We start from the raw sequence: 5,683 nt of genomic DNA, 5'->3' as shown, positions 1-5,683 counted from the left end.
GCACCATGGTGCGGCCTTCGCGCGCCAGGTCGCCGATCACCTTCAGCACTTCACCGACCAGCTCGGGATCGAGTGCGGAGGTGGGCTCGTCGAACAGCATGACGCGCGGATTGATGGCCAGCGCACGGGCGATCGCCGCGCGCTGCTGCTGGCCGCCCGACAGATAGGCCGGATAGACGTCGCGCTTTTCGGCCAGACCGACACGGGCGAGCAGTTTCTCGGCCTCGCCGATCGCCACATCGCGCTTGACGCCAAGCACATGTACGGGAACTTCGATGACGTTTTCGATCAGCGTCATGTGGCTCCACAGGTTGAAGTTCTGGAACACCATGCCGAGCTTGGAGCGGATGCGCTCGATCTGCTTGCGGTCGGCCGGAATGGTGTGGCCGTGGCTGTCGGCCTTGAGCTTGATCTCCTCGCCATTGACGCGAATGATGCCGCTGGTCGGGTTTTCCAGGCAGTTGATGCAGCGCAGCAGGGTGGATTTGCCGGAGCCCGAGCCGCCGATGATGGCGATGACCTCGCCGTCGCGCGCCGACAGCGAGACGCCCTTCAGCACATGCAGCTCACCGAACTTCTTGTGCAGGTTTTCGACGTGGATGGCTTCGGCGGCGCCGTCATGCGCCTTGCCGGATTGGACTGTGGCAGCTTCCACCACGCTCACTGGGTGACCTCTACAGGGTCGGTGGCGGTTCGTCGAACGTCTATCCGGCTAATCAACATATACGCTGTACTGCCCCGCTCCAGACTTCAGCATGGACCCAACGGCGCGAGCCCGTCAATCCTGCTTATTACGGCACTTGCGAGCTTGTTGTGCAAGTGTATAAATAGCCTTCCATGAAATTTTCTCGATTTTTTTCAGCGAAAAAGGACTTCGATGAGCGCTTTCGGATCACAGTCCATGGCGGCGCCGCTGCGCCGCGTGCTGATGCGGTCGGCGGCCAACGCCATGCGCAATGCCGACAGGGCTGCTTGGCACTATGGCCCGGGTTTCAATCCGGCGAAAGCGGCATCGCAGCACGCGCTCCTTGCTGAACTGGTGGCGGCTTCCGGTGCCGAAATCGAATGGATCGAGGACACGGCGGATGGACTTTCGGATTCGGTGTTCACGCACGACCCGTCGCTGATGACCGATCGCGGCGCGCTGATCCTGTCCATGGGCAAGCCGTTGCGCGCCAGGGAGCCCTCGCTGCATGAGGAAACCTACCGAAGGCTGGGTATTCCAATCCTGGGCCGCGTCGAGGTTCCTGGCCAGGTCGAAGGCGGTGATTGTGTATGGCTCGATGCCCGCACGCTGGTGATCGGGCGCGGTGTCCGCTCCAACCAGGAAGGCATCCAGCAGGTTTCCAACCTGCTGACGCCGCTGGGCGTTTCCGTCTACGGCTTTGATCTGCCGCTGTGGCAAGGCGAAGAGGCGTGCCTGCATCTGATGTCGGTGATCAGCCCGCTGGCCGACGACCTCGCACTGGTCTATTCACCGCTTTTGCCGGCCCCGTTCTATCAGATGCTGAAGGCGCGCAACGTCCGGCTGGTCGAAGGCGACGCCGAAGAGTTCGCGGCTTCCAACGGCCTTAGCCTGAACGTGCTGCCGACCAGCCCACACAAGGTCATTGCCGTCGCAGGCTTTCCAAAGACCAAAGCCGCGATGGAAGCCGCCGGCTGCACGGTCGAAATCTTCGAGGCGGATGCGCTCTGCATCGCCTGCGAGGGCGGGCCGACATGCCTGACGCGACCGATCCTGCGCCAATGAATATGCCATCCCGCCGCAGGTTCCGTCGCGAGGGCGAGGAGCGGCGGCGGCAGGATCTGATCGAGGCCACTCTGGACAGCGTGGCGGAACATGGCCTGCAGGGCGCCACCTTGCGCACCATCGCATTGCGTGCCGGCGTCACCGCTGGGCTGATCCGGCACTATTTTCCCGGCAAGGAAGAATTGCTGCAGGAAGCCTATGCAGCGCTGATGGGCCGCATGACCGAGCAGGCGAAAGCGGCTTTGGTCATGGAGAATGCCTCGCCTCGCCAGCGCCTTGCGGCTTTCGTCACCGCCAACCTCAATGCGCCGATCATCGATGCGCGGGTGTTTTCGCTCTGGGCAACCTTCATCGGCCGCGCCAGAGCGGATCCGACCTTGGCCCACGCCCACCGCGAAGGCTACCTTGGTTTTCGCAATGAGGTGGAGGCGGTTGTGGCTGAGGTGCTCGCCGCCGAACGGCGCAATCCGGACGCAAGCCAATTGCGCCACCATGCCATCGCGATTAATGCGATCATCGACGGACTCTGGATCGAAGGCTGCCTGGCCGGCGAGATGTTCTCGGCCGGCGAATTGGCGGCGATCGGCATCAAGACTGTCGAGGCCGAACTAGGCCTCGCGCCGGACGGGGAGGAAAACCAATGACGACACTCGGCGAAGCCCTCATCTCGCTGCTTGAAGCGCATGGCGTCGACACGGTGTTCGGGATTCCGGGCGTCCACACGGTCGAGCTCTACCGCGGGCTGGCGCGCTCGAATATCCGCCACGTCACGCCGCGTCACGAACAGGGCGCCGGCTTCATGGCCGATGGCTATGCGCGCGCCAGCGGCAAGCCGGGCGTCGCCTTTGTCATCACCGGACCGGGGCTCACCAACACCATCACCGCCATGGGGCAGGCACGCGCCGATTCGGTACCGATGCTGGTCATATCAGGCGTCAACGCCACGCCGACGCTGGGCAAGGGGCTGGGCCATCTGCATGAATTGCCGGACCAGCGCGGCATGATGGAGAAGGTGGCGCTGTTTTCGCAGCGCGTTACCGAGGCCGGCGAATTGCCCGGTGCCCTGGCGCAGGCCTTTGCCCTGTTTTCATCGGCGCGGCCCGGCCCGGTGCATATCGAGATCCCGACCGACGTCATGGTCAAGTCGGCGGATGGCATCGCTGCCATGCTGAGCAATGTGACCCCACCCGCGCCGGAAGGTGCCGCAATTGCCAGCGCGGCCAAACTCATCGGTGCCGCGCGCCGCCCGCTGATCCTGGTCGGCGGCGGCGCCAAACGCGCCGAAGCGCCACTGCGGCGTCTGGCCGAGCGGCTGGGAGCGCCGGTCGTCCAGACCACCAATGCGCGCGGCCTGCTGCATGGTCATCCGCTTTGCGTGCCGGCCAGTCCCAGCCTGAAGGCGGTACGGGCGCTGATGGCCGACGCCGACCTGGTCATTGCCGCCGGCACCGAATTCGGCCCGACCGACTATGACGGCTACAGCGATGGCGGCTTTGTCCTGCCCGCCAATCTGATCCGCATCGATATCGGCGCCGACCAGCTTGCCCGCCGCCCGGCGACGGTTTCGATCCAGGCCGATTGCGCTGAGGCGCTCGAAGCGCTGCTTCTGGAAACGGGCCATGTCCGGGCAAGCGAGGGCGGTTCGTCGCGCGCCGCTGCTATACGAAAAACAGCCTTTGCCGAGCTCAATCCGACACTGCAGGCACAGGTGCGCGCCGTCGAGATGATCCGCGACACCTTGCCGGGCGCGCTCATCGTCGGCGATTCGACGCAGCCGATCTATGCCGCCAACCTCTATTACGACCACGACCGCCCAGGCGGCTGGTTCAATGCCGCCACCGGCTTCGGCGCGCTCGGCTATGGCCCGCCGGCGGCGATTGGCGCGGCCCTTGCGATACCCGATGCGCCGGTTGTCTGCCTGACCGGCGACGGCGGCTTCCAGTTCACGTTGCCGGAATTGGGCGCCGCACTCGACGCGCAGGCGCCGGTCATCTTCGTCGTCTGGAATAACAGAGGCTACCGCGAGATCGAAACCTCGATGCTCGATGTCGGTGTCGAGCCGGTCGGCGTATCGCCGGCGCCGCCGGATTTCTGCAAGCTGGCCGAGGCCTATGGCATCGGCGCCGAACGGCTTGCCGACATCGACGCTCTCGCGGACGCGTTGAAGCGCGCCCGGGCCACCGGACTGCCGCGCGTCATCGAAATCACGGTTGACTGAAGGACGGTGCTACGTATTTCCCGTCTCGCCGCCCTGAACCACGGCCGGCCGGTGGGCGGACGCATGCAAAGACGCGACAACTGCCATGTCGAGATGTCAATTGAGTGACGGGGCAAAAGGCGCGACGCTTCGCGTCGGCGGCACAGAAACGACCTAACGATAAAAAAATGACAGGAGCGTCCAAGATGACGGAAACACTTGAAGGCAAGCATATCGTCGTGACCGGTGGAACCGGTGCGCTCGGCGGTGCGGTTGTCGGCAAACTGCTGAGTGACGGCGCGATCTGCCATGTGCCCAACGCCCATGCCGCCGCACCAGCGCATTTTCCCTTCGCCGCGCATGACCGTGTCCAGTTGGTGCACAATGTCGATCTCTCGGACCCTGCCAAGGTCGAAGCGTTCTACAGTCAGGTTCCAGGCCTGTGGGGCTCAATCCACCTGGCCGGCGGCTTCACCGCCGCACCGGTGGAAAAGATCGAGTCGGCGTCCTTTGCCGAGATGATGGACACCAATGCACGCACCGCCTTCCTGTGCTGCCGCGCCGCGATCCGCTCAATGCTGTCGTCGGACACGGCGGGCCGCATCGTCAACGTCACGGCGCGCGCCGGGCTCGATCCGCGGCGCGGCGCTGGCATGGTCGCTTACGCCGCCAGCAAGGCGGCGGTTGCCGCGATGACGGTGGCGATGGCCGAAGAGCTGAAGCACAGGGGCATCCTGGTCAATGCCGTGGCGCCGTCGACACTCGATACGCCGGCAAACCGCGCCGACATGCCGGATGCCGATGTCACCAGATGGGGCAGCCTCGAAGCCGCCGCCGAGGCCATCGCCTACCTTGCCTCGCCGGCCAATCAGGCGATGAGCGGCACGCTGGTGCCGCTTTACGGCAGGGCGTAACCTTCCAACCCTTCACGTCGGTCAAGTCAAAGAAAAACCCCGCCGGATCGCTCCGGCGGGGTTTTTGTTGAGGCCGCGCGCGAGGCGCGGCAGACAGCCGAAGCTTAGCTGCCCTGCTTCTTCAGCGCGGCACCCAGGATGTCGCCCAGCGAAGCGCCGGAGTCGGTCGAGCCGTACTGAGCGACCGCTTCCTTCTCTTCGGCGATTTCCAGCGCCTTGATCGAGACCTGCAGCTTGCGGGTCTTCTTGTCGAAGGCGATGACGCGGGCATCGACCTTCTGGCCAACGGTGAAGCGCTCGGGGCGCTGCTCGTCGCGGTCACGGCTCAGATCGGAGCGCTTGATGAAGGTCTCGATGCCGCTGTCGACCAGCCGCACTTCCAGACCGCCATCCTTGACGCCGATGACTTCGCAGGTGACGACCGCGTTCTTGCGCAGTTCGCCTGAAGTCGCCGCTTCGCCGACCGTATCCTTGGCCAACTGCTTGATGCCGAGCGAGATACGCTCCTTGTCGATGTCGACATCGAGCACCTGCGCCTTGACCATGTCGCCGCGATTGTACTCTTCGATGACCTGCTCGCCCGGACGGGTCCAGTCGAGGTCGGAAAGGTGCACCATGCCGTCCACGTCGCCTTCGAGGCCGATGAACAGGCCGAACTCGGTCTTGTTCTTGACCTCGCCCTCGACCTGGCTGCCGACCGGATGGCTAGAGGCGAAAGCCTGCCACGGATTCTCGAGCGTCTGCTTGAGGCCGAGCGAGATGCGGCGCTTGGCCGGATCGACCTCGAGCACCACCACGTCGACTTCCTGGGTCGTCGACAGG

General features: G+C 64.6%; 6 protein-coding genes. 4 read left to right on the top strand and 2 right to left on the bottom strand.

What is annotated here, in order from left to right; translation table 11 throughout:
- Nucleotides 1-664 (bottom strand): ATP-binding cassette domain-containing protein (locus EN984_RS20340; protein ID WP_127383906.1); only part of this gene is annotated, 664 nt, incomplete at its 3' end.
- Nucleotides 665-877: 213 nt separating this feature from the next.
- On the opposite strand from EN984_RS20340, the gene EN984_RS20335 reads away from it, so the two are divergent.
- The 4 genes from EN984_RS20335 to EN984_RS20320 all read left to right on the top strand — a co-directional run bounded on the left by EN984_RS20335 (nt 878) and on the right by EN984_RS20320 (nt 4,861).
- Nucleotides 878-1,750, top strand: a complete 873-nt coding sequence (locus EN984_RS20335; protein WP_127268707.1) for a dimethylarginine dimethylaminohydrolase family protein — start codon at nt 878-880, stop codon at nt 1,748-1,750.
- The gene (locus EN984_RS20330; protein WP_236383290.1) at nt 1,747-2,394 is read left to right on the top strand and encodes a TetR family transcriptional regulator C-terminal domain-containing protein; all 648 of its coding nucleotides are present in this window, start codon (nt 1,747-1,749) and stop codon (nt 2,392-2,394) included. Before EN984_RS20335 ends, EN984_RS20330 begins: the two co-directional genes overlap by 4 nt.
- Entirely contained in the window at nt 2,391-3,968 is a 1,578-nt protein-coding gene (locus EN984_RS20325) for a 5-guanidino-2-oxopentanoate decarboxylase (RefSeq protein ID WP_127272414.1), read from the top strand. The genes EN984_RS20330 and EN984_RS20325 overlap by 4 nt, the downstream gene beginning before the upstream one ends.
- A 185-nt stretch (nt 3,969-4,153) precedes the next feature.
- Complete coding sequence (locus tag EN984_RS20320) at nt 4,154-4,861, top strand: SDR family NAD(P)-dependent oxidoreductase (RefSeq protein WP_127269103.1); 708 nt, start codon at nt 4,154-4,156, stop codon at nt 4,859-4,861.
- A gap of 104 nt (nt 4,862-4,965) precedes the next feature.
- Here EN984_RS20320 and EN984_RS20315 read toward each other — a convergent pair.
- Nucleotides 4,966-5,683: S1 RNA-binding domain-containing protein (locus tag EN984_RS20315; protein ID WP_127383905.1), on the bottom strand; the 718-nt coding region annotated here is incomplete at its 5' end.

It is taken from the genome of Mesorhizobium sp. M7A.F.Ca.CA.004.12.1.1, assembly GCF_003997835.1.
Lineage (GTDB): Bacteria > Pseudomonadota > Alphaproteobacteria > Rhizobiales > Rhizobiaceae > Mesorhizobium.
Note: the sequence above shows the minus strand (reverse complement) of the source record. Positions and strands in the feature narration are given on the sequence as shown.